The organism is Xanthobacter wiegelii (assembly GCF_043193855.2).
In the GTDB taxonomy this organism is placed as follows: domain Bacteria; phylum Pseudomonadota; class Alphaproteobacteria; order Rhizobiales; family Xanthobacteraceae; genus Xanthobacter; species Xanthobacter flavus_A.
The window spans coordinates 50,603-71,556 of sequence record NZ_CM195529.1 but is presented as its reverse complement, the minus strand read 5'-3'; the positions used below and the strand labels follow the sequence as shown (position 1 = coordinate 71,556).

22 protein-coding genes are annotated in these 20,954 nt (G+C 67.5%); 9 read left to right on the top strand and 13 right to left on the bottom strand.

Annotation, left to right across the window (positions count from 1 at the left end):
• Positions 1 to 3: 3 nt before the first annotated feature.
• The 3 genes from V5F63_RS00360 to V5F63_RS00350 form a co-directional block, all read right to left on the bottom strand.
• Positions 4 to 852: a shikimate dehydrogenase gene (locus tag V5F63_RS00360; RefSeq protein WP_209486992.1), complete on the bottom strand. Its 849-nt coding sequence runs from the start codon at positions 850 to 852 to the stop codon at positions 4 to 6.
• A complete protein-coding gene (locus V5F63_RS00355; protein WP_209486990.1) occupies positions 849 to 1,448 on the bottom strand; it encodes a Maf family protein in 600 nt (199 codons plus the stop codon). Before V5F63_RS00355 ends, V5F63_RS00360 begins: the two co-directional genes overlap by 4 nt.
• A 105-nt stretch (positions 1,449 to 1,553) precedes the next feature.
• A complete protein-coding gene (locus V5F63_RS00350) occupies positions 1,554 to 2,408 on the bottom strand; it encodes a pyruvate, water dikinase regulatory protein (RefSeq protein WP_209486988.1) in 855 nt (284 codons plus the stop codon).
• A 337-nt stretch (positions 2,409 to 2,745) separates the two neighbouring features.
• Here V5F63_RS00350 and hemE point away from each other — a divergent pair, with 337 nt between their 5' ends.
• The 9 genes from hemE (at position 2,746) to V5F63_RS00305 (ending at position 10,260) form a co-directional block, all read left to right on the top strand.
• A complete protein-coding gene (gene hemE / locus V5F63_RS00345; protein ID WP_394028437.1) occupies positions 2,746 to 3,792 on the top strand; it encodes a uroporphyrinogen decarboxylase in 1,047 nt (348 codons plus the stop codon).
• Between the two features lie 29 nt (positions 3,793 to 3,821).
• Positions 3,822 to 4,244 (top strand): protoporphyrinogen oxidase HemJ, encoded by a 423-nt coding sequence (gene hemJ / locus V5F63_RS00340; RefSeq protein WP_209490076.1) that lies wholly within the window; start codon positions 3,822 to 3,824, stop codon positions 4,242 to 4,244.
• Positions 4,245 to 4,535: 291 nt separating this feature from the next.
• Complete coding sequence (gene rho / locus V5F63_RS00335; RefSeq protein ID WP_209486985.1) at positions 4,536 to 5,807, top strand: transcription termination factor Rho; 1,272 nt, start codon at positions 4,536 to 4,538, stop codon at positions 5,805 to 5,807.
• 245 nt (positions 5,808 to 6,052) lie between these two features.
• A complete protein-coding gene (locus V5F63_RS00330) occupies positions 6,053 to 6,613 on the top strand; it encodes a NifU family protein (protein ID WP_209486980.1) in 561 nt (186 codons plus the stop codon).
• Between the two features lie 128 nt (positions 6,614 to 6,741).
• The gene (tsaB, locus tag V5F63_RS00325; protein ID WP_209490074.1) at positions 6,742 to 7,425 is read left to right on the top strand and encodes a tRNA (adenosine(37)-N6)-threonylcarbamoyltransferase complex dimerization subunit type 1 TsaB; all 684 of its coding nucleotides are present in this window, start codon (positions 6,742 to 6,744) and stop codon (positions 7,423 to 7,425) included.
• The gene (locus V5F63_RS00320) at positions 7,422 to 7,898 is read left to right on the top strand and encodes a GNAT family N-acetyltransferase (RefSeq protein WP_394101247.1); all 477 of its coding nucleotides are present in this window, start codon (positions 7,422 to 7,424) and stop codon (positions 7,896 to 7,898) included. Before tsaB ends, V5F63_RS00320 begins: the two co-directional genes overlap by 4 nt.
• A 153-nt stretch (positions 7,899 to 8,051) precedes the next feature.
• Positions 8,052 to 8,435 carry a Fur family transcriptional regulator gene (locus V5F63_RS00315; protein ID WP_394028491.1) on the top strand — a complete coding sequence of 128 codons (384 nt, stop codon included), beginning with the start codon at positions 8,052 to 8,054 and terminating at the stop codon, positions 8,433 to 8,435.
• A complete protein-coding gene (olsA, locus tag V5F63_RS00310) occupies positions 8,435 to 9,397 on the top strand; it encodes a lyso-ornithine lipid O-acyltransferase (protein WP_348634397.1) in 963 nt (320 codons plus the stop codon). The genes V5F63_RS00315 and olsA overlap by 1 nt, the downstream gene beginning before the upstream one ends.
• Positions 9,394 to 10,260, top strand: a complete 867-nt coding sequence (locus tag V5F63_RS00305; RefSeq protein WP_394101246.1) for an SDR family oxidoreductase — start codon at positions 9,394 to 9,396, stop codon at positions 10,258 to 10,260. The genes olsA and V5F63_RS00305 overlap by 4 nt, the downstream gene beginning before the upstream one ends.
• 23 nt (positions 10,261 to 10,283) lie before the next feature.
• Here the strand turns inward: V5F63_RS00305 and trmB are convergent, their stop codons facing one another.
• From trmB to V5F63_RS00255, 10 genes are all read right to left on the bottom strand, one after another.
• Positions 10,284 to 11,039, bottom strand: a complete 756-nt coding sequence (gene trmB, locus V5F63_RS00300) for a tRNA (guanine(46)-N(7))-methyltransferase TrmB (protein WP_394028440.1) — start codon at positions 11,037 to 11,039, stop codon at positions 10,284 to 10,286.
• Positions 11,040 to 11,138: 99 nt separating this feature from the next.
• On the bottom strand, positions 11,139 to 12,332 hold the full coding sequence (gene metK / locus V5F63_RS00295; protein ID WP_209486972.1) for a methionine adenosyltransferase: 1,194 nt from the start codon (positions 12,330 to 12,332) through the stop codon (positions 11,139 to 11,141).
• 107 nt (positions 12,333 to 12,439) lie between these two features.
• Positions 12,440 to 12,847: a helix-turn-helix domain-containing protein gene (locus V5F63_RS00290; RefSeq protein ID WP_209486970.1), complete on the bottom strand. Its 408-nt coding sequence runs from the start codon at positions 12,845 to 12,847 to the stop codon at positions 12,440 to 12,442.
• A gap of 99 nt (positions 12,848 to 12,946) precedes the next feature.
• Positions 12,947 to 14,521 carry an apolipoprotein N-acyltransferase gene (gene lnt, locus V5F63_RS00285; RefSeq protein ID WP_394028441.1) on the bottom strand — a complete coding sequence of 525 codons (1,575 nt, stop codon included), beginning with the start codon at positions 14,519 to 14,521 and terminating at the stop codon, positions 12,947 to 12,949.
• Positions 14,522 to 14,622: 101 nt separating this feature from the next.
• Complete coding sequence (locus V5F63_RS00280; RefSeq protein WP_209486967.1) at positions 14,623 to 15,594, bottom strand: hemolysin family protein; 972 nt, start codon at positions 15,592 to 15,594, stop codon at positions 14,623 to 14,625.
• A gap of 23 nt (positions 15,595 to 15,617) precedes the next feature.
• Positions 15,618 to 16,139, bottom strand: coding sequence for an rRNA maturation RNase YbeY (gene ybeY / locus V5F63_RS00275; protein WP_394101245.1), 522 nt, complete (start codon positions 16,137 to 16,139; stop codon positions 15,618 to 15,620).
• A gap of 3 nt (positions 16,140 to 16,142) precedes the next feature.
• Positions 16,143 to 17,186, bottom strand: coding sequence for a PhoH family protein (locus tag V5F63_RS00270; RefSeq protein ID WP_209490070.1), 1,044 nt, complete (start codon positions 17,184 to 17,186; stop codon positions 16,143 to 16,145).
• A gap of 86 nt (positions 17,187 to 17,272) precedes the next feature.
• A complete protein-coding gene (gene miaB / locus V5F63_RS00265) occupies positions 17,273 to 18,661 on the bottom strand; it encodes a tRNA (N6-isopentenyl adenosine(37)-C2)-methylthiotransferase MiaB (RefSeq protein ID WP_394101244.1) in 1,389 nt (462 codons plus the stop codon).
• A 137-nt stretch (positions 18,662 to 18,798) separates the two neighbouring features.
• Positions 18,799 to 19,950: a tRNA epoxyqueuosine(34) reductase QueG gene (gene queG / locus V5F63_RS00260; protein WP_394101410.1), complete on the bottom strand. Its 1,152-nt coding sequence runs from the start codon at positions 19,948 to 19,950 to the stop codon at positions 18,799 to 18,801.
• Positions 19,947 to 20,636: a glutathione S-transferase family protein gene (locus V5F63_RS00255; protein ID WP_209486949.1), complete on the bottom strand. Its 690-nt coding sequence runs from the start codon at positions 20,634 to 20,636 to the stop codon at positions 19,947 to 19,949. Before V5F63_RS00255 ends, queG begins: the two co-directional genes overlap by 4 nt.
• Positions 20,637 to 20,954 lie beyond the last annotated feature (318 nt).

The following is a 20,954-nucleotide window of genomic DNA, read 5'->3' as shown; positions in this document are numbered from 1 at the left end:
TCCTCAGGCCTCCAGCTGCCCCTTGGCGCGCAGGTCTTCCACCAAAACGGCGCGCAACTCCGGCGTCACCTCCGGCGTCACGCCGAACCAGCGCCGGAAGCCGGGCACGCCCTGGTGCAGCAGCATGCCGAGCCCGTCCACGGTGCGGAAGCCGGCCGCAGAGGCCGCCTTCAGGAGCGGCGTCATCAGCGGCACGTAGACGATGTCGCTCACCACCGCCTCGCCTCGGAGCTTCTTGAGATCGAGCGTGAGCGGCTCCGAGCCCTTCATCCCCAGCGAGGTGCAGTTCACGAGGATATCCGCCTCGCCCATCACCTCGGCGATCCGATCGAAAGCGAGGGGACGCACGGTCGGACCGAACAGCGCCGCCACCGTTTCCGCCCGCTCCAGCGTGCGGTTGGCGAGCACAACCCGGTCGAAGCCCCGGCCGACCAGCGCATGGACTACGGCGCGAGACGCACCGCCGGCGCCGATCACGAGGGCACAATTGCGCGCGCCGTCCCAGCCCGGAGCGGACGCGTCGAGATTGGCGATGAAACCATAGCCGTCGGTGCTGGCGCCATGCAGCTTGCCGCCCTCCAGCCAGAGGGTGTTGGCCGCGCCCAGCGCCGCCGCGCTCTCGTCCGCCTCGTCGAGCACGGAAAAGGCGATCTCCTTGTTGGGCAGTGTCACGTTGCAGCCGGCATAGCCCCGCGCGGCGAGGTTCCGGTAGAAGTCCGCCGCTGTCTCGGGAGGCACCTCCTCGCGCTCATAGGCGCCGTCGATGCCATAGGCCTTGAGCCAGTAGCCATGCAGCAGCGGCGAGCGGGAATAGGTGACGGGCTGGCCGGTGACACAGGCCCGGATCGTCATGGCAGCAGCCCCTGTTCCCGGAAGAAGGGCAGAAGCTGCAGCAGGGGCAAGCCGAGGATGGTGAAGTGATCCCCGTCGACACGGGTGAACAGATGCACGCCCACTGATTCCAGCTGATAGGCACCCACCGAGGTCAGCACGCGCGGACCCGCAGCGGCGAGATAGGCGGAGAGGGTCTCATCGGTCATGGGGCGCATGGTGAGGAAGGCGCTCACCACGGTATCGAACAAGACCTCGCCGTCGAACGCCACCGCGACCGCCGAATGCAGCGCGTGGGTCTGGCCGGCGAGTTCCAGGAGCTGCTTGCGCGCGGCCTCCACCGACACCGGCTTGTGGTAGATCTTCGGCCCCAGCGCCAGGGTCTGGTCGGCGCCCAGAACCAGGCGTCCCGGCGCCGCCTTTGAGCCGGACAACGCCTTGGCCCGCGCGAGGAGAAGGGCGATCCCGGCCGGATCGGTGTCACCGGCAGCGTCCTGAAGGGCGCGCTCGTCCACGTCGGCAGCCACGGTTTCCACGGGCACGCCCGCATGCACGAGAAGGGTCAACCGGGTCGCGCTCTTGGACGCGAGCACGAGCGGCTGTTCGCCACGCCACACGATCGTCTCTCCTCTGTTGCGCTGCCGTCAGAAAATGACGCACTGCGCTGATCTCACGCCTGCGCCCGCGATGCAAACCTTGAGGCCGCCCGATAAGGTGCCGCCTCAGGTTTCGGCGATGGAACGGCGCCTGTGGTCGCTGTAGAGGCTGAGAATGTTGGCCGCCGTCTCCTCGATGGACCGCCGGGTCACGTCGATCAGCGGCCAGCCGTTGCGCGCGCACAGGCGGCGGGAGAAGGCGAGTTCCTCGGAGACGGCCTCGCGGTCCGTGTAGGTGGATGAACCCGTCTCGACGGCATTGAGCCCGAGGAGCCGGTTCTGACGGATCTCGACGATGCGCTCGGGGCTGGCGACGAGGCCCACCACCAGCGGTTTTTTCAGCTTCTCGATGTTCGGCGGCAGCGGCACGTTGGGCACAAGCGGGATGTTCGCCGCCTTGATCCCGCGATTGGCGAGATAGATGGAGGTCGGCGTCTTGGACGTACGTGAGACGCCGAGCAGCACCACGTCCGCATGCTCGAGGTCGTCGGTGAGATGCCCGTCATCGTGCATGACGGTGAAGTTGAGCGCGTCGATGCGCTTGAAATAGCTCGCATCGAGAGCGTGCTGCCCGCCCACCCGCGGCGTCGGCTCTCCACCGAGATAGGACTGGAACAGCCGCACCACCGGCGCCATCACGGACAGATGCGGCAGGCCCAGTTCCTCGCAGCGCTGCCGCAGCCGGGCGCGGATGTCCTTGTCCACGAGGGTGAAGAGGACGATGCCCGGATTGGACTCCACCTCGCTCAGCACCCGTTCCAGCTGCTTCATGGAACGAACCAGCGGATAGACGTGTTCGATGGGCAGCACGTTCGCATATTGCGCGCTGGCCGCCCGGCCCACGTTGATGAGGGTTTCGCCCGTGGCGTCCGACACGAGGTGGAGGTGGAAATAGGCCTCGCCCGGCTTCGACTGAGTCACTTTGTCCACCGCTCCTGTGGAAGGCTGTTGAGGAAGGCACGCGCTTTAGCCCCGTGCAAGGGCGGCCTCTGGATAAGTGCGAAATCCATCCACACGATCACCTTGCGGGAGAGATTCCCGTCCCGCCCTGTGCGTCGATGTGGACGGCCTTTCGCAGGGGGTGCGTTAATCCTTTGTTAACCTGCCTTTCGCCGGCTTCGCATCCGCGGCAAGTCGCGTGTCGGCTATGGGTTCCGCTGTGGATCGGTTGTCGGCGAGCCGGCAACTGGTTAATCAACCGTTAAGACAACAAAGACTCTCTCTTTTAAAAATATCTCTCTTTGATTGAAGGGACGGGATGGACCGCTCTCCTGCCACGCGATCGCGCTTTCTCTCGGTTCTCGACGGCACGATCCAGGACCCGCCTCCGCTCTGGATGATGCGCCAGGCCGGCCGCTATCTGCCGGAGTACCGCGCCGTGCGGGCTGAGGCCGGCGACTTCCTGACCCTTTGCTACACCCCTCGCCTCGCCGCCGAGGTGACGCTCCAGCCCATCCGCCGCTATGGCTTCGATGCGGCCATCATCTTCTCGGACATCCTCGTCATCCCCCACGCGCTCGGCACCGGCTTGCGGTTCGAGGTCGGCGAGGGTCCGCGCCTGACGCCGGTGGCGGACCGGGCTGCGCTCTCGGCGCTTTCGCAAACGCTCGATCCCGCCAAGGTGGGCCCGGTCTATGAGGCCATCGCCGACGTGCGGGCGCAGCTCTCCCCGGAGACGGCGCTCATCGGCTTCTGCGGGGCGCCATGGACGGTGGCGACCTACATGGTGGCGGGCCAGGGCACGGACGATCAGGCCCCCGCGCGGCTCCTCGCCTTGCGCGAGCCGGAGCTGTTCCAGGAACTGATCGACCGTCTGGTGGATGCCTCCATTACCCATCTGTCCGGACAGGTCGAAGCCGGCGCCGACGCGGTGCAGATCTTCGACACCTGGGCCGGCGTGCTTGATCCTGCCTCGTTCGAGCGCTGGTGCGCCGAGCCCCTGCGCCGCATCGTCGCGGGGCTGAGGGAGCGCCATCCCTATGTGCGGATCATCGCCTTCCCCAAGGGGGCGACGCTGGAGGCGCTGGAACAGATCGCCGATGTCGGGATCGACGGCATCGGTCTCGACTGGTCCGCCGATCGCCGCGCGGCGCGGCAAAGGCTCTCTGATGACGTGGCCCTGCAAGGCAATCTCGATCCGCTGCGGCTGATCGCCGGCGGTGCCGCGCTGGAGGAAGAGGTGGAGCGCATCCGCGCCGATTTCGACGGGGTGCGCCACATCTTCAACCTCGGCCATGGCATCCGTCCCGAGACGCCGCTGGAGCATGTGGAAAAGTTCGTCGAGCTGGTGCGCCGCGTTCGCTGAACGAAACAGATAAGGCTTTGGTTTCAATGCTGTATGAGTGGATCAAGGCGCTGCATATCATCGCCGTCATCGCCTGGATGGCGGGGATGCTCTATCTGCCGCGCCTGATGGTCTACCACTGCGCGGCCGAGGTCGGATCGGTGCAGTCGGAGACCTTCAAGGTCATGGAGCGCCGGCTGCTCAAGGCCATCATCAACCCGGCGATGATCGTCACCTGGCTCGCCGGTCTGTGGCTGGTCTATGAGGGCGGCTGGTACAGGGCCGGCTGGTTTCACGCCAAGTTCGCGCTGGTCCTGGCCATGTCCGCGATGCACGGTTTCCTGGTGCGCTGGGTGCGCGACTTCGCTGAAGACCGCAACGTCCGGCCGGCGCGCTTCTACCGGATCGCCAATGAGGTGCCGACGGTGCTGATGATCGGCATCGTCATCCTGGTTGTGGTCAAACCGTTTTGATACGACCCTCGCCTTAAGGGGGACTTGCGCGGCCTTCACGGCGCGCCTATCTTGCGCGTGCTTTCCCAAACGCAGGCGAACGCGCTTCCTTTCGGTCCGGCATCCGCTCTTGGCGTCGTCTTGAAGACGCTGTCCTGGTGGAGCCGTCTTGGTCCGTCCGGCGCGTCAGGCGGCGAGCTGCGTGCCCCGGCTTCCCCTGAAGACCTGCGATCCCGTCCTTCCCTCCACCAGCCGACCCCGATCCTGACCGATCGGCTCCCGGCCCCCCAATACCCATCGAGGCTTTCCCTTATGCGGGAAGTGAAACTTCAAGACCTCAAGTCCAAGACCCCCGTCGAGCTCCTCGCCTTCGCCGAGGAGAATGAGGTGGAAAACGCCAGCACGCTCCGCAAGCAGGAGCTGATGTTCGCCATCCTCAAGCAGCTGGCTGCCACCGAGACGGAGATCATTGGCGAGGGCGTCGTCGAGGTGCTGCAGGATGGCTTCGCCTTCCTGCGCTCCCCCGAGGCCAATTATCTGCCCGGCCCCGACGACATCTATGTCTCCCCCTCCCAGATCCGCCGCTTCGGCCTGCGCACCGGCGACACCGTGGAGGGGCAGATCCGCTCTCCCAAGGAGGGCGAACGCTATTTCGCGCTGCTCAAGGTCAACACGATCAATTTCGAGGACCCTGAGAAGTCGCGGCACAAGATCAATTTCGACAATCTCACGCCGCTCTATCCCGACGAGCGGCTCAAGCTCGAACACGATGAGCCCGCGGGCAGCAAGAAAGACTTCTCGCCGCGCATCATCGACATCGTGGCGCCCATCGGCAAAGGCCAGCGCGGCCTCATCGTCGCGCCGCCCCGCACCGGCAAGACGGTGCTGCTGCAGAACATCGCCAAGTCCATCACCGCCAACCATCCGGAATGCTTCCTGATCGTGCTGCTCATCGACGAGCGGCCCGAGGAAGTCACCGACATGCAGCGCTCGGTGAAGGGCGAGGTGGTCTCCTCCACCTTCGACGAGCCGGCCGTGCGCCATGTGCAGGTGGCCGAGATGGTGATCGAGAAGGCCAAGCGCCTTGTCGAGCATGGCCGCGACGTGGTGATTCTCCTCGATTCCATCACCCGCCTCGGCCGCGCCTACAACACCGTGGTGCCGTCCTCCGGCAAGGTGCTGACCGGCGGCGTGGACGCCAACGCCCTCCAGCGGCCGAAGCGCTTCTTCGGCGCGGCGCGAAACATTGAGGAAGGCGGCTCCCTCACCATCATCGCGACCGCCCTCATCGAGACCGGCTCGCGCATGGATGAGGTGATCTTCGAGGAGTTCAAGGGTACCGGCAATTCGGAAGTCATTCTCGACCGCAAGGTCTCCGACAAGCGCGTGTTCCCGGCCATCGACATCACCCGGTCCGGCACCCGCAAGGAAGAGCTTCTGGTCCCCGCCGACACGCTCAAGAAGATGTACGTCCTGCGCCGCATCCTCAACCCGATGGGCACGGTCGACGCCATCGAGTTCCTGCTCGACAAGCTGCGGCAGACGAAGAAAAATCAGGACTTCTTCGATTCCATGAATACCTGAGGGCGCTTCCGCGCCCTCACTCGACGGGCCGGGCCTGTCCCGGCCCGGTTGGTCAGGAACGAACAGGCAACGAGACCCGGCGCGTGATTCGCGCCCCCTTCGTTCCGCTCCCGTTCGGCGACGCTCAGGCAGGGCGTGTCAATTCGGGACGATCCCGGATCGCTCCCTTCCCGTTTGGCGGCGTCCTCCCTATCTTGGAAGAAACCGGCGGGTTTTCCCCGCGCCGTTTCTTTTGAGGATTGGCCATGTTCATCCAGACGGAAACCACGCCGAACCCGGCGACCCTGAAGTTCCTGCCCGGCCGTTCGGTGCTCGGCGAGGGTGTTCTCGACCTGCGCTCGGCCGAGGACGCCGATCTCTCCCCGCTCGCCCAGCGGCTCTTCGATGTGCGCGGCGTATCGGCGGTGATGCTGGGCTCGGACTTCGTGACCGTGACCAAGGCCGACAGCGAATGGCCGCAGCTCAAGCCCGCCATCCTCGGCGCCATCATGGAGCACTTCATGTCCGGCGCCCCGGTGCTGTCGGAGGGGGTGAAGCCGGAGGTGGGCGACGGCGAGGAGTTCTTCGACGCGAAGGATGGCGAGATCGTCGCCACCATCAAGGAACTGCTGGAGACGCGGGTGCGCCCGGCGGTCGCCAATGACGGCGGCGACATCACCTTCCGCGGCTTCGAGGATGGCGTGGTATTCCTCAACATGAAGGGCTCCTGCTCGGGCTGCCCCTCCTCCACCGCCACGCTCAAGAACGGCATCGAGAACCTGCTGAAGCATTTCGTGCCGGAAGTGGCGGAAGTCCGCGCCGTCTGAACCCCGCGAGGCGGATCAGTGGTATTTGGGAACGGTAGCGTTAACCTTTCCCGAAAGTGAGCGTGCCGGGCCGCTTCCCCCCGCCACGGTTTCGGTTGATCGTGGCGGCGATCGGGGTGCCCGCGTTCATGTATGTCCTCGCCATAGACACGGCGCTTGCCGCCTGCTCCGCCGCGGTGCTCGACACCGAGACGGACAGCATCGTCTCGGGCGATTCGCTGCTCATGGAGCGGGGACATGCGGAAACGCTCATCCCGCTCGTCGAGCAGGTGATGAGCGCCGCCGGCATCGATTTCGAGCATCTCGCCCGCATCGCGGTGACGGTAGGTCCCGGCAGCTTCACCGGGCTGCGGGTGGGCCTGTCGGCCGCCCGTGGCTTCGGCCTCACCGCCAATCGGCCGGTGCTGGGCGTGACGACGCTGGCCGCGCTCGCAGCGCCCTATCTCGCCCATGACGATGCGGTGCCCGTGGTCTCGGCCATCGATGCCCGCCATGGCCATGTCTTCCTGCAGATGTTCGGCGTCGGCGGGCGTACGCTGATCGCCCCGCGCATCACCAGCGTGCGGGAGGCAGCGCGGTCCGTGGCCATCGGCGCGGTGCGCATCGTCGGCTCGGGGGCGAATCTCGTGGCCGATGCCTGGCCGCCGGCCGAAAAGCTGCCGGAGCTGGTCGACGACACGCCGGCGCCCGACGTGGCGTGGGTCGCCCGGCTGGGCTCGGTGGCCGATCCCGAAGCGGCCGAGCCGCGCCCGCTCTACCTGCGGCCACCGGATGCCAAACCGCAGGACAAGGCCCGCATCGCCCGCCGATGAAGCGCCTGCTCGACCGTCTGTTTCCGCCCCGCCCGCCGCTGCTGCGGGTCGCCACGGCGGCAGACATTCCCCAGCTCACCGCAATCCACGCCCGCGCCTTCGCCCGGGGCTGGGATGCCGACGAGTTCGAGCGTCTCCTCGCCGACCGCGCGGTGCGCGCCCATGTGGCGACGCTCGGCCCCCGCAAGCCGCCGGTGGGCTTTATCCTCTCCCATGCCGTGCCGCCCGAATCGGAAATCCTCACCGTTGCCGTGGTCACCGACCGCCGCCGCCGCGGGATCGGACGGGCGCTGGTGTCCTTCCATCTCGCGCGCCTCGCCGTGGAAGGCATCTCAACCTCCTTCCTGGAGGTGGAGGCGGGCAACGCCGCCGCCCGCACGCTCTACGCCCGCCTTGGCTATACAGAGGTCGGCCGCCGGCGCGGTTATTATGCGGGCGGGGCCGACGCGCTGTTGCTGCGTCGTGACTTCTGAGTTGCGGCAACCGAGCATCGGCGAGCCTTTGTCCGCCCCCTTGCGGCGCTGAAGCGGCGGCGCGATAAGGCAGGGGAAAGTCCCCGGGTCGTCGCGGAGGTCCGCTTGAGCGGAAAGATCAGCCTCATTGAGGAAGCCTGCCTCGCCAAGGGCATGCGGATGACCGAGCAGCGCCGGGTCATCGCCCGCGTGCTGTCGGGCGCGCAGGATCATCCCGACGTGGAGGAACTGCACCGCCGCGCCGTGGCCATCGACGACAACATCTCCATCTCCACGGTCTATCGCACCGTGAAGATGCTGGAGGATGCCGGCATCATAGAACGGCACGACTTCGGCGACGGCCGCGCCCGCTACGAACAGATGCCCGACGAGCACCATGACCATCTGATCGATCTCAGGTCCGGCCAGGTCATCGAATTCCGCTCCGAACAGATCGAGGCGTTGCAGGAGCAGATCGCCCGCGAGCTGGGCTTCAAGCTGCGGGGCCACCGCCTCGAGCTTTACGCGGTGCCCCTCGACGAGGACGAGAAGCCGTGATGTCCCCCGGCGGGCCGCCCGCGGCGCCCGCTCCCAGCGACGGTCAGTCCCATCCGCCGGCGGGACTCGCGCCCCTCGGTCCGGAACAGCCCGGCGTCTCGCGCCTGATGGACCGCCTCCGGCTCGCCGGTGTGCTGTCGGTCGTCGGCGCGGTGACCCTGGCGGGCATTCCCGCGCAATGGATCTCGCTCAAGCTCGGCCTCGATGCCCGCCGCCACATCCCGCGGCTCTATCACCGCATCCTGCTGCGGATGATCGGCGTGCGCGTGCATGTGCGCGGGACGCCGGCCGCCGACCGGCCGCTACTGATCCTCGCCAACCACGCCTCCTGGCTCGACATTCCGGTGGTCGGCTCCCTGACGCCCCTGTTCTTCGTGGCGAAGAGCGAAGTGGCGGGCTGGCCTCTCATCGGCCTTCTCGCGAAATTCCAGCGGACCGTCTTCGTTGATCGCCAGCGCCGCCACGCCACGGGCGCGGTGAACCGGGAGATCGCCGGCCGCCTCGCCGACGGTGACCCCGTGGTGCTCTTCGCGGAGGGAACGTCGAGCGACGGCAACCGCGTGCTGCCGTTCCGCACGGCTCTGGTGGGTGCCGCGCGCGAGGCCTTCGCCGCCGGGACGGAGGTGGTGGTTCAGCCCCTGGCCGTCTCCTACGTGCGCCTTCAGGGCCTGCCGATGGGCCGCAGCCACAGGCCAGTGGCGGCCTGGTTCGGCGACATGGAGCTTGCCCCTCACCTGATGGACGTTCTGCGCCACGGTGCCATCGACGTGGAGGTGAGCTTCGGCGCTCCGGTGCGGCTCGATGCCGCCCATGACCGCAAGAGCGTCACGCGCGAGAGCGAGGCGACGGTACGCCGGCTGTGCGCCAGCGCCCTCGCCGGGCGGGCGGACGATCAGGCAACGCCTCAGCCAGTGCAGCAGCTCTTGCCCGATACGCCCACCTCCGGCATCAACGGGTCATGATCTCGCTTGCCGCCATCGGCTTCGGCTATTGCGCCCGGCACCTCTTGGCCGAGGATCGGGCCGCCTTCGGCCGCGTCATCGGAACCGCGCGGGATGCGGCGCGCCTGTCCGCCTTTCCGCGGGATGTGGAGGCGTTCGTCTTCGACGGGAAGACGCTCGGCCCGGAGCTGGCCGCCGCTCTTGGCGATGCGCGGATCCTTCTCGCGTCCGCTCCTCCGGACGAAACCGGCGACCCGATCCTGTGCTGCGGTGCGGAAATTCTTGCCGCCGGCCGGCTGAAGCAGGTGATCTATCTCACCACGCTCGGGGTGTACGGCAACCACGATGGCGCCTGGGTCGATGAGACCACGCCGCCACGCGCCGGCAGCGCGCGCCTCGAACGCCGGCTGAGGGCGGAAGCCGACTGGCAGGCTTTCGGCCTGCGGCACGGCATCCGCGTGGCGGTGCTGCGTCTGGCCGGCATCTATGGTCCGGGCCGCAATGCGCTGGTCCAGCTGCGGGCCGGTGAGGCGCGGCGCATCGACAAGCCCGGGCAGGTGTTCAACCGTATCCATGTGGACGACATCGTCTGCGCCATCCGCGCGGCCATCGCCCACCGCTATGACGGGGTCATCAACGTCACCGACGACCTGCCCGCCCCGCCCGGCGATCCCATCGTCTACGCCGCGAGCCTGTTGGGCATGGAGCCGCCGCCGGCCATTCCGTTTGATCAGGCAGCGCGGGAGATGAGCCCCATGGCGCTCTCCTTCTGGGCCGGCAACAAGCGCGTCGGCAACGCCCGGCTCAAGGAAGAGCTCGGCGTCATTCTGCGCCATCCGACCTATCGCGAAGGCCTGTCCGCGCTTCACACCGCCGGTGAGTGAGCGCCTGCCAAGCGCCGCACGAACTAGCGCCGCACGAAGGTGAGGTAAGTCGGCACGCGGCCGTGCGCCACGGCCTTCGCCTCGTAACGCGTACCCGGCCAGAACGGATAAGGCGTGCGCCAGTCGTCGGCGCGCTCCGCCTGCCATGTGAATGCGCCGTGCGCGCGGGTATGGGCGAGCGTCCAGCCGACATAATGGGGAACGTCGGAAGCGAAGCGGAACACGCCGCCGGGGCGGATGACCCGGGCGAACCGGTCGAGATTGTCCGGGCGCACGAAGCGCCGCTTCCAATGCCGCTTCTTCGGCCAGGGATCGGGATAGAAGAGGTCCACCCCATCGAGGCTTCCCGTGGGCAGCCGGTCGAGCAGCAGTGCCGCGTCGAGGTCGAAGACCCTTACGTTCGCGAGGGCCTGGGCATCGAGATCGACCAGCATCCGCGCGAGGCCGTTGAGGAACGGCTCGACGCCGATGAAGCCCATGTCGGGCCGCCGCGCCGCGTGGTCGATCAGGTGCTCGCCGCAGCCGCAGCCGATCTCCAGCCAGTACCCTTGCCTTGGCGCGGTGAAGAGGTCGGCCGGTGCGACGGCCGCATCCAGGTCGAGCCTGTAGCGCGGCAGAAGATGCGCGAGCGCATCCTGTTGCAGGCCGCGCAGCGTCTTGCCGATGCGCCGGCCGTAGAAGGCGCCGCGCGCCTCCGCAGCCTCGGCTCCGGCGAGGAGGTCCGTGGGTCCGCCTCGATCGTCGGGGTCTGCGCGGTGCTGGGTCGGGTCTGGGCTCATGGGCGTCATGCTGAAAAAGGCACCGGCCGGACTGCGGGGCAATCCGGCCGGCGGGTCAACTCAGGTGCCATCAAGATGCGACGTGGCAGCCCTTGAGGCTCAGGCCACGGCCGACTTGAGCGCGTCGACGAGATCGGTCTTCTCCCAGGAGAAGCCGCCGTCCGCTTCCGGCGCGCGGCCGAAATGGCCGTAGGCGGCGGTGCGGGCGTAGATCGGCTTGGTGAGGCCGAGATGCTCGCGGATGCCGCGGGGGCGCAGGTTCATCACCTCGCGCAGCACCTTCTCAAGCTTCGCCTCGTCCACCTTGCCGGTGCCGTGGAGGTCTACATAGACCGCCAGCGGGTCGGACACGCCGATGGCATAGGCGAGCTGGATGGTGGCGCGGTCGGCGAGGTCGGCGGCGACCACGTTCTTGGCGAGGTAGCGCGCGGCATAGGCGGCCGAACGGTCCACCTTGGTCGGGTCCTTGCCGGAGAAGGCGCCACCGCCGTGCGGTGCGGCACCGCCGTAGGTGTCCACGATGATCTTGCGGCCGGTGAGGCCGCAGTCGCCGTCGGGACCGCCGATGACGAACTTGCCGGTGGGGTTGACGTGCCAGACGGTGGCGTCCGTCACCCAGCCGTCCGGCAGGGTCTTCTTGATGTAGGGCTCGACGATGGACTTCACGTCGTGGGACGTGAGGTGCTCGTCCATGTGCTGGGTGGACAGCACGATCTGCGTCACGCCGACCGGCTTGCCGTTCTCGTACTGCACGGTGACCTGGCTCTTGGCGTCGGGGCCAAGCGCATGGGTCTCGCCGGAGTGACGGGCGTCCGCCAGCACCTTCAGGATCTTGTGGGCATAAAAGATGGGGGCCGGCATCAGCTCCGGGGTCTCGCGCACGGCATAGCCGAACATGATGCCCTGGTCGCCGGCGCCCTCATCCTTGTTGCCGGCGATGTCCACGCCCTGCGCGATGTCCGCAGACTGGGCATGCAGCAGAACGTCGATGTCGGCGTTTTCCCAATGGAAGCCGTCCTGCTCGTAGCCGATGTCCTTGATGGCAAGGCGCGCGGCGTGGGAGAGGAGATCCTTGGTGATGGACGACGGGCCGCGGGTCTCGCCGGCGATCACCACCTTGTTGGTGGTGGCCAGCGTCTCGCAGGCAACGCGAATCTGGCTCGGGTCCCAGCCTTCCGTTTCCGCAGTGCGGAAGAAGGTGTCGACCACCTCGTCGGAAATCCGGTCACAGACCTTGTCCGGATGTCCCTCGGAAACCGATTCGCTCGTGAAAAGATACGATTGACGCGCCATAAGACGGCCCCTGTTTCGCCCGCGCCACGGTGCGGCAACCCTTTTTCGCAACGCAGCGGCGGGCGGTCAAGGTCGTCAGCGCGAAATCGTTCGCCAAAACGAACGCTTCACGCCTCCGTTTCGCCGGCGATGGCGATCACCAGATCGACGATGCGGCGCCGCACGCGGGCGTCGGAGATCCGCATGAAGTTCCGGGTGAGCGTCAGTCCGTCGGACGTGGCGAGGAAGTCGGAGACATAGGCGGGGGACTGTTCTTCCGAGAAACCCTCACCTTCCGGGCCGACGGTGGGAGCGCCTTCGAAGAAGAAGGCGACGGGAACGCCGAGGACAATGGAAATCTGCTGGAGGCGGCTCGCGCCGATGCGATTCGTGCCCTTCTCGTACTTCTGGATCTGCTGGAAGGTGATGCCCAGATGCTCGCCCAGCTTTTCCTGGCTCATTCCCACCATCATCCGCCTCATGCGGACACGCGAGCCAACGTGCTTATCAATAGGGTTCGGCGCCTTCTTGACCATGGTCTCTCCGGCTATGTCGGAAAAGATTACTCGATACTTCGCATCGCGAAGGCTGCCCTGATTGCCGGCGAACATAGGCATACAATCGGTATGCGTCGATCAACCTTTGCGTGTAATGCAACCGCAAAGCGGTATGGCCGCTAAAATGAGGGCCGCGGCCAGAAGAGCAAAAAGAATTATACCGCCAAGCTTGGCAGCGAGAGAAACCGTTTCCAGCGCCTTTGGCAGGGGACCGTCCACCAAGCCCTCCCGGCCGAGACCAAGTGATGCGACAATACGCCCCACGGGATCAATGATGGCTGAGATGCCCGTGTTCGCCGCCCGCACCAGCGGCAGTCCCTCCTCGACCGCGCGCATGCGGGCCTGAGCGAAATGCTGGTACGGGCCAGGCGTCAGGCCGAACCACGCATCATTGGTCAGGTTGAGCATCCAGTCCGGCCGCGGACCCCGCGGAACTACCTTTCCGGGAAAGATAATTTCGTAACAGACAAGCGGCGCGGCGAGGGGTAGTCCCGGTATCCTGAGGGGGACCAGCTCCGGACCGGAGGAGAAACCGCCGCGCACACGCGTAAGTTGCTCCAACCCCAGCGCCTCAAGCTCAGCCTGAAACGGCAGATACTCCCCGAACGGCACGAGATGCACCTTATCGGTGTTCTCCAGCACCCGCCCCCTGTGGTCCATCACCCTGATGGAATTGAAGAAAGGCGATCGCTGGCCGGGCGGCGGCAGGTCGTAGCGCACCGCCCCCGTCACCAGCGTCACGTTGGGCGGCAAAACGGCGGCAATGGCCTCGGCAGCCCAAGGTTCGCGCTCATAGATGAAAGGAAACGAAGATTCCGGCCAGATCAGCGCGGTCACGTCGGCGAGCCCGGCAGGATAGGTGTCGCTCTTCCTGGCGCTGAGCGCGAGATAGTCTTTCACAATCTGTTCGCGCCGGTCGTAGGCGAATTTCTTGTCCTGCGAGAGGTTCGGCTGCATCACCCGCAGCGCCACCCCGGGAACGGTCTCAACCGGCGTCGTCGCGAGCCGCCAGCTGCCCCACGCCGCCGTGCCCGCGAGGAGAAGCCCCGCCGCCGCGACCACAGCCAGCCCGCGCCGGCCAGGCACCAGCAGCAGCGCCGGCGTCGACAGCAGCAGCACGCAGAAAAAGGTGAGGCCCCACACCCCCACCACCGAAGCCGCCTGCATCAGCAGCAGGTCGTCGGAGAAGGCATAGCCGTAGGTGTTCCAGGGAAAGCCGGTGAGGACATGCCCGCGCAGCCATTCCGCCAGCGTCAGGCCGAACGTGAGCGCGAACAGCCGCAGGCCGCTTTTCGACCACAGGAGGCGCGCCACCGCCGTTCCGAACGCCGTGAACAGGGCCAGGCCCGCCGGCATCGCCACCACCGCGAACGGCAGCAGCCAGCCGAACACATCCGCCTCCACCAGGAAGGCGGCGCCGATCCACCAGAGCGAGGCGAGAAAATAGCCAAAGCCGAACCACCAACCGACGCCGGCGGCCGATAAGAGCCTGGTCCTCAGATCCCCCCGGCAGCCGTCCAGCAGCAGCACGAGGACCGGGAAGCTGAGCGCCAGCACCGGCCACAGATCGAACGGCGGCATGGCGAGAGCGCCGGCCGCGCCTGCCGTCCACGCGACACCGCGCCGCCGCCAGCCGGTGAGGAAGCGCAGCATCAGGATGCGCGAACGCCATGTCGGCACGGTCAGGGGCGCGCCGCGGCGGGGGGCGCCCTTTGGGAGGGAAGCCACCTTGGGGGGAAAAGCCACGCGGCGGATCAGGCGTCGGAGGACCCGGCATGCCCGGCGGCGGAGCCGTCGAGATCCCGGGGCGGGATGATGCGCAGCTTCTTCAGCCGGCGCGGATCGGCCTCCACCACGTCCACATCGAAGCCGCCCGGCAGCGAAATCACCTCGCCGGTCTTCGGCACCCGGGAAGCGATGCGCACCACCAGGCCGCCAACGCTGTCCACCTCCTCCATCGCCTCTTCCGAGGCGAAGGCGGTGCCGAGCACTTCCACCGCCGCCTCAAGCGGCGTCCGGGCGTCGGCGAGATAGCTGCCGTCGGGCTGGCGGGTCAGGAGCGTTTCGGCCGCTTCGTCGTGCTCGTCCTCGATCTCGCCGACGATCTCCTCCACCACGTCCTCGATGGAGACGAGGCCGTCCGTGCCACCATATTCGTCGATGACGAGGGCGAGATGGGTGCGGGCCGCCTGCATGGAAACCAGCAGGTCCACCGCCGGCATGGACGGCGGCACGTAGAGGATGCGGCGGATGAGACCGGCGGTCTCCAGCGTCGCGTCGAGATTGACCTTGCCGAGGTCGATCTTGCCGCTCTCGGAGGCGAGGTCGCCGGCGAGAAAGGCGATGAGGTCGCGGATGTGGACCATGCCCACCGGATCATCGAGCGTGTCGTCATAGACGACGAGCCGGGAATGTCCGACGGTGACGAACAGCTTCAGCAGTTCGCCCAGGGCCGCGTCCTTGCGCACGGCGACAATCTCGGCGCGGGGCACCATGATGTCGCCGATGCCCACCTCCCGCAGGTGCAGGATGTTGCGCAGCATCTTGCGCTCTGATGGGGTGAACTCTCCTTCCTCCTCGGGTGTTTCCGCCGCGGCGAGCACCTCCACGAGGTCGGTGCGCAGGGAGCCGTGCGGGCGGAACGCGCCGAGGAGGGCACGCAATCGATCGAGAAAACTTTGCGGCTCGGCGGAGCTGGTCTCGGTCGGCTGGTCGATGTTGGACATGTCTTTATCTAGCCGCTGTCGCTTCAGTCCTGCGGCAGGCCATAGGGATCAGCGATCCCCAGGCCCGCGAGGATGTCGCGCTCCAGCGCCTCCATTTCCTCTGCTTCGGTGTCTTCGAGATGGTCGTAGCCCATGAGGTGCAGCGTTCCGTGCACCACCAGATGGGCGAGATGATCGGCCGTCGCCTTGCCCTCCGCTTCGGCCTCGCGGCTGAGCGTCTCCAGCGCGACGATGATGTCGCCGAGAGGCTGGGGGGCGTCGATGTCGTCCGGCAGGTCCGGCTGGGGAAAGGACAGGACGTTGGTGGCCTTGTCCATGTCCCGCCAGTCGCGGTTCAGCACGCGGATGCGCGCGTCGTCGGTGAGGGTGATGGCCACCTCGCAAGGCTCCGGCACGTCCTCCGCACAGGCGGTCAGCGCGGCCCGGCAGGCGCGGATGGACACGGCCTCGGCGTCCGGTATGAGGGACCAGCCCTCGGCCTCCACGGCGACATCGATGTCCGCGTCGATCTCGGGGGTCGGCGCGACGGGGGCGGGTGCGGCCATGGCTCAGTTCCCGGCCTTGCCGGCGAGGCGGGCGGAGGCGGCCTCGATCTTGGCGGCGTCGAGCCGCTCGTAGGCGGAGACGATGCGCTGCACCAGCTCGTGGCGCACCACGTCCTCCGCCTTGAAGTGGCAGATCCCAACCCCCTCGACGCCTTCCAGCAGCCGCACGGCTTCTGCAAGGCCGGAGACCTGTCCGCCGGGCAGGTCGGTCTGGCTCGGATCGCCGGTGACGATCATGTGCGAATTCTCGCCCAGGCGGGTCAGGAACATCTTCATCTGCATGGAGGTGGCGTTCTGCGCCTCGTCCAGGATCACCGCCGCGTTGGAAAGGGTGCGGCCACGCATGAAGGCGAGCGGCGCGATCTCGATCTCGCCGGACTGCAACGCCCGCTCCACGAAGGGGCGGTCCATCAGGTCATACAGCGCGTCGTAGATGGGTCGCAGGTACGGATCCACCTTCTCCTTCATGTCGCCGGGCAGGAAGCCGAGGCGCTCGCCGGCCTCCACGGCGGGACGGGAGAGGATGATCTTGTCCACCATCCGCCGCTCCAGCAGATGGACGGCGTAGGCCACCGCGATCCAGGTCTTGCCGGTGCCGGCGGGGCCGTTGCCGAACACCAGGGTGTGCCGCTTCAGGGCGCGGATATAGGCATCCTGCGCGGCAGTGCGGGCGCGCACCGGGCGGCGGCGCAGATGAATCTCGTCGAACGACTGGCGCTGCTCGGCCGGGTCGAAATCGAAGAGGGAGCCCTGCGAGGTCACCTCGCGGATGGCTCCTTCCACGTCGCCCTGGCTGATGTCGCGGCCCTTCCGAAGCGCCTCATACAGGTGCTCCAGCACGGCGCGGGCCTGCTCGCAGGCATCGCGCTCGCCTTCCAGCGTCACGTGGTTGCCGCGCGAATCCGCCTTCACCCCCAGCTTGCGCTCGATGAGGGCGAGGTTGCGGCCATAATGGCCGAACAGCTGGGTGGCGAGCCGGTTGTCGTCGAAAGCCAGCACCACGTGGGCGGCCGGAGGCTCGTCCGGATTGGCCCAGGGGGCCGTCACCGCCGCGCGGGCGGGTCCGTTGGAGGCCTGCGGCGCGGACGCCGCCAGGGGACGATCACGGTTGTCGCTGCCGGATCTGCGCAAGCTCAGGCCTCCATGGCCGCAAGCGGCCGGGAAAGGACGGGGGAAGGGGGCGTCTCGGCCGTAACGCCGGCAAGGCTGTTCGGGCCGACATCGGTGATGGTGACGGTGAGAAGCTCGCCGATGCCGACGGGCGGATCATTCACCACCACGCTCTGGAGGTAGGGCGAGCGGCCGATGAGCTGGCCCGGCTGCCGGCCGGGCTTCTCCAGCAGGATATCGAAGGTGCGGCCACGGCAGGCGGCATCGAAGGCCGACTTGGAGGCTTCCAGCAGCTTCTGCAGCTCGGCGAGGCGTTCGGTCTTCACCTCTTCCGATACCTGCGCCTCATGATCGGCGGCGGGGGTGCCGGGACGGGCGCTGTATTTGAAGGAGTAGGCGCTGGCGAAGCCGACCTCGCGCACGAGATCGAGCGTGTCCTCGAAGTCGCGGTCGGTCTCGCCCGGGAAGCCGACGATGAAGTCGGACGACAAAGCGAGGTCCGGCCGCACGCCGCGCATCTTCTCGATGAGGGAGAGGAACAGGTCGCGGCCATGCTTGCGGTTCATGGCGGCGAGGATGCGGTCGGAGCCGGACTGCACCGGCAGGTGCAGATAGGGCATCAGCTGAGGCAGGTCGCGGTGGGCGGCGATGAGGTCGTCGCCCATGTCGCGCGGATGGGAGGTGGTGTAGCGCAGCCGCGCCAGCCCCTCCATCTGCGCCAGCCGCTCCATGAGCCGGGCAAGGGTCCAGACCTTGCCGTCCGGCCCCTCGCCGTGGAAGGCGTTGACGTTCTGGCCGATGAGGGTGATCTCGCGCACGCCCTGGTCGAGAAGGCGGGCGGCCTCGTCGAGGATCTTGGTCACCGGGCGGGAGACCTCGGCGCCGCGCGTATAGGGCACCACGCAGAAGGTGCAGAACTTGTCGCAGCCTTCCTGCACCGTCACGAACGCCGTCGGGCCGCGCTTGCGGGTGGCGGCGCGGGTGGGCGCGGGCAGGTGGTCGAACTTGTCCTCGGCGGGAAATTCGGTGTCCACCACCCGCTTGCCGGCCTTGGCCTCGGCCAGCAGCTCGGGCAGGCGGTGGTAGCTCTGGGGGCCGACCACCACGTCCACCACCGGCGCGCGGCGCATGATCTCGGCGCCCTCGGCCTGTGCGACGCAGCCGGCGACGGCGATCATGGTGTCGGAGCCCGCTTCCTGCTTCTGCTTCCTGAGGCGCCCGAGCTCGGAATAGACCTTCTCGGCGGCCTTCTCGCGGATATGGCAGGTGTTGAGGATCACAAGGTCGGCCTCAGCCGGATCCTGCGTCTCCACATATCCCTCGCGCGCCAGCGTATCCGCCATACGATGGGAATCGTAGACGTTCATCTGGCAGCCGAAGGACTTCACATAAAGCTTGCGGGGCTCGTGCATGTCGCCTGTTCTGTCGCCGTCGATCTTCGCGTGTGGGCGCGACGCGATCGTGACGCCAGCTCTTGTCGCCCCCTTGATGGTTCCGTGAGCTTTCGATCCTACCGGCAAACCCGCCGGATGGAAATGGGCGGCGGGTCTCAGGCGTGCGATGCGGCTGTTCTCCACTCTGCCGATACCGCTATATCCGCCTCCGCCGAAAGGTGCGCGGCCGCCAGCCGCGCCAAAGTCGCCGGGTCCGCCAGCCGCCCCAGCGCCCACACCGCAGCACCTCTTACCAGAGCGGACTCATCCGCCAGCCGCGCTTCCACCTGCGGCAAGAGCCGCGCATCTCCCGAATTGCCGATGGCGATCAGCACGTTGCGGATGAAGCGGTCGCGCCCGATCCGTTTGACCGGGCTTTTTGGGAAGCGGGCGCGGAAGGCGGCATCGTCCAGCGCCACCAACTCGGCCAGCGGCGGGGCGTCGTTCTCCGCGCGGGCGGCGAGCTTCGCCTCCTGGCCCATTTGCGCGAACTTGTTCCAGGGGCAGGCGGCGAGGCAGTCGTCGCAGCCATAGATGCGGTTGCCCATGAGCGGGCGCAGCTCTGCCGGGATCGGTCCCTTGTGCTCGATGGTGAGGTAGGAAATGCAGCGCCGCGCATCGATGACGTAAGGCGAGGGGAACGCGGCGGTCGGGCAGGCGTCGAGACAGGCGCGGCAGGAGCCGCAATGGTCCTGTTCCGGCGCGTCCGGCCTAAGCTCCAATGTCGTCGCGATGGCACCGAGGAGCAGCCAGGAGCCGAAGTCCCGCGAGACGAGATTGGTGTGCCGCCCCTGCCAGCCGAGGCCTGCCGCGGCGGCGAGCGGCTTTTCCATCAGCGGAGCGGTATCCACGAACACCTTCACGTCGGCGGTGACGCCGCGCCGGCCCGCCTCCGCCAGCAGCGCGCGGGCAACGCGCTTGAGCTTCGGCTTGATGATGTCGTGATAATCCTCGGCGCGAGCATAGACCGAGATGGCGCCAGCGTCGGTTTGGCCCAGCACGGCGCGCGGGTCTTCGGCGGGGCCGTAATTGAGGCCGAGCATGATGACGCTGCGCATGTCCGGCCACAGCGTCAGCGGATCGGCGCGGCGGTCCAGCGTCTCGGCCATCCAGCCCATGTCGCCATGGGCGCCGTCCGCGACCCAGGCGCGGAGCCGTTCCCCGGCCGGCCCGCCCGCCTGCGGGCTCGCGATGCCGACGGCATCGAAGCCCTCGTCACCGGCGAGGTGGCGGACGATCTCCTCCAGCCCGCCGGCGCCCGGCGTCAGAAATCGAGGTCCGCGTAGGTCTTGGAGGGGGGCATGCCCGGGATGCTCTCGGTGAGCAGGGCGCGGAAGGTCGGGCGCGACTTGATCCGCGCATACCAGTCCCTCGCGTGCTCGTCCTCGTCCCACGGTACGTCGCCCAGATAGTCGGCCACCGAGAGATGCGCGGCGGCGGCAAGGTCGGCCTGGCTCAGTCTCTCGCCAGCGAGCCATTTGCGGCCCTTGGCCAGCCAGCCGATATATTTCAGATGATAGCGCAGATTGGCGCGCGCCACCCGGAGCGATGTCGCATCCGGAGAGCCGCCGCCCTGCTCGCGGGTCATGTAGCGCTTGTGGATGCGCTCCCGCACCAGCGGCTCGGTCGATTCGACATACATCTTCTCGTTGAACCACTGGGTCAGCCGGCGCACTTCGACGCGGCCGGCGGGGTCCTCCGGCAGGAGACGGTGGTTGCCGAGGGCGAGGCCCCGGGTCTCATCGAGATATTCGGCGATGATGAAGGCGCCCGGCACCGAGGCCGCCATCTCCTCCACGATCACCGGCGTCTCCCCCGACGGATTGAGCGCGAGGAAGCCCGGCCGTCGCTCCCACACGCGCTCCTCCACCAGCTCCGGCTCCAGGCCGTATTCGGCGAGCAGCAGGCGGACGAATCGGGAATGGGGGCAGAAAGGGTGATGATGCAGATACATGGGCCGATTTCGCCGGGGGTCGAAGGGAGGGGGCGAGGCACCCGGCGTTGCCTATGATTAGAAGCCGAACCTTTCCGATTGGTTCCTCCCTGCTGCGGCGCAGGGGCGGGGCCGGAGGCTCCCGCAGTCCCCAGTCCGATCATGGTGAAGCGATCGTTAAGGCGCCAATCTCAGCTGCCCCAAGGTTATTTTCGGGCGTGTGGCGATGCGGCCACAGCGTGGCCGGAAACGCGCCGGCCGCGCCGGCCCTCCCCTTCCGCAGCGGCGCGCCACATTGCACCCGCGAAGGCAAGCGGAGAGGATGACGCCCGTCTCTTC